Origin of the sequence: Pseudomonas sp. LAM2023 (assembly GCF_016620375.1) — a bacterium.
Lineage (GTDB): Bacteria > Pseudomonadota > Gammaproteobacteria > Pseudomonadales > Pseudomonadaceae > Aquipseudomonas > Aquipseudomonas anuradhapurensis.
The window spans coordinates 1-2339 of the sequence record NZ_JAENHV010000012.1 but is presented as its reverse complement, the minus strand read 5'-3'; the positions used below and the strand labels follow the sequence as shown (position 1 = coordinate 2339).

General features: G+C 53.9%; 2 protein-coding genes. Both read right to left on the bottom strand.

From position 1 onward, the window contains the following. Positions 1 to 244: 244 nt before the first annotated feature. Complete coding sequence (locus JKP78_RS05090; RefSeq protein ID WP_200626169.1) at positions 245 to 835, bottom strand: hypothetical protein; 591 nt, start codon at positions 833 to 835, stop codon at positions 245 to 247. A 1-nt stretch (position 836) separates the two neighbouring features. Next, positions 837 to 2339, bottom strand: a 1503-nt coding sequence (locus tag JKP78_RS05085; RefSeq protein WP_234454548.1) for an RHS repeat-associated core domain-containing protein, incomplete at its 5' end; no start/stop codon positions are given.

The following is a 2339-nucleotide window of genomic DNA, read 5'->3' as shown; positions in this document are numbered from 1 at the left end:
CGACAGCGTTATAGGACCAGGTGGTGCAGCGGTCGAGGGCGTCCACATGGGCCAGCAGACGGCCTTCTGCGTCGTAGTTGAAACGCTCCTCGGTCTTGTCCGGGTGGGTGACCTTGGCCGGTTGCAAGCCCCCCGATCCATGAACGCAGCACCATCTTACAAGTGGATCGGTCTACTCAGCGCATGACCGAGCCCATACTGAAGACTCCCTCCCTGTATCTCACCTTTGGAAATAGTCCTAAACTCATCCAAGCTGTAAAAAGAATCCATGTGCAGCCGCTGAATTTCCTGCTACAAACTCATCACTTAGCAGTAGATACCCCATGCCGTCCGAAAGTACGCCCTTATTCTTTGGAATGGACATATCAAGATCGCCACCATAAATGGAAATCCTTCTTCTCCCCCCTGGCAACTCTAGCGGCCTCTGCAACCAAGCATCAATACCATCAACTTTTGACGCGAGATTTTCATCATCATCATCCTCACCATTTTCTGAAATTATAATTTTTCCACAACCCACAATTTCCCCATCACTTTCATTACGAATAACAGTGTGCTTTTCATAAATCAAAACAGCTGCTTGAGAGCTGCCATTCTCCATGCGAAGCTTACTAAAGTGGCTAACATTACCGGCCTCGTATGGAATAAAGACAGAAATCCAGTAGGGTGATGAGGCATCACTCAACCAACTAGCCGGAAACGCCATCAAATGCACCAACGGCCCCCCGCTTTCTGATCGTGGCCAAGGCATATCTTCAGGTAAACATGCGCCACCTCCTGCATAAGCATCATTTTCTAAAGGAATATCCGCCGAAAAAACTAGCTCTTTAAACATCTCAACTTACCTCGCAGCAGCAGTTCAATTTTTTAAGATATTGCACAGATTGTTTTCTCAGCCGTTTTGCTTGCGCAGCAGATATACCTGCTTTTCGAATAGCGCCTTGCCACACATCCACTTGACGCTTTGTCGGTTTACCTGTCTGCTCTGAGAACTGAAACTCATTAAGACCTACATTAAGATACTTTCGCGCCAGTGCATTCTCGTTCACATGCACTTGGTCATGATCTTTTGGTGTCAAGGCAATTGATGGGTTGTCTTTATTTCTCCGTCGCTTGTTAGCACATCCCATCTGCACCAACGCTTCATGCCTGACCAACTCATGTACATCAAGCTCATCACGAACATTCCCTTTCCCGTTCATGCATCCATAAGTGCCCAACTGGTTTCGTGCAGCAAGCCCTAATGCATCAGTCCACTCAACAGGACTCGGAGCGTATGCAAAAAGATTCAGTCCGCCTGCATAGCTAATCGGATCCAAGCTAACAAATCGCCCAGCCTTTGGATCATAGTATCGGTAGCGGTTGTAGTGCAGCCTGGTTTCGTGATCATGGTACTGCCCCTGTAACCGAATCGGGTTACTTAGGCCATGCTGTTTCGCCCAGTCCGAGCGCTCCTCTTTGACTTCACCCCACGCCTTGTACTGCCCGGCCCAAGCAACATCGCCCTGCTCATCGGTCAGCTCCATCGGCGTGCCGAGATGGTCGCACTGGTACCAGGCAATGGCGTCAAACGCCTGCGGCTTCACCTCCGTATGCCACAGCGGATCCTGGTCAAAGTCATACTCGCGTTGACTCCAGTCCGGTTGCTTGTGCAAGCGGATCGGGCTTTTCCGCAGCGCCTGAGCGACCGGCACGAAGCTGCCCGGCTCGTACAGGTAATGCACGGTACGGCCAGTATCGCCATCGTCCCTTGGCGGTGAGCTCTCCCAGGCCAGGGTGTCGCCATCCCAGCCGAACAGGGTAAAGCCGCAGCCAAGTTCACGCTGGCGTTTGGCCCGTTGCAGCTGGTTCCAACCGGTGCCCGCTTCCGGCCTGTCCCAGAAATGCGCCACCGAGTGCTTGTGCAACCGTCGGCCCAGGGCGTCGTAGCTGTAGTCGACCTTGAGCTTGTCGTCGTTGTACCCCGTTAGCCGATCGAACAGGTCCCAGGTGAAATGGGCATGGACCCCGTTGTGCAGCCGATGAATCAGGTTGCCGCGTTCGTCGTACTTGTAATGGGTCCCGGCGTATTCGCGCAGCAGGTTGTCCATCAGCTTGTTGCGCCGTGGGTCGGCTTCCAGCGGGCGGTTCAGTTCCTGGCTCTTCTGGTCGAGCAAGTTGCCGGCCGGGTCGAAGGCGAAGGTTTCCACGCCCAGGCGGCTGGTGGCCTTGAGCAGGCGTCCCACCGGGTCGTACTGGTACTCCAGCGGGCCACGGCGGCTGTCGTGGATGTTGGTCAGCTGGCCAGCGGCGTCGTAGCGGTACTGGCGCTTGAGCAATGTGGACTGCCCGTCATGGCT

What these genes read in the sequence shown, in the direction of transcription:
- JKP78_RS05090 (WP_200626169.1), bottom strand. Translation starts at nt 835, where the DNA reads ATGTTTAAAGAGCTAGTTTTTTCGGCGGATATTCCTTTAGAAAATGAT.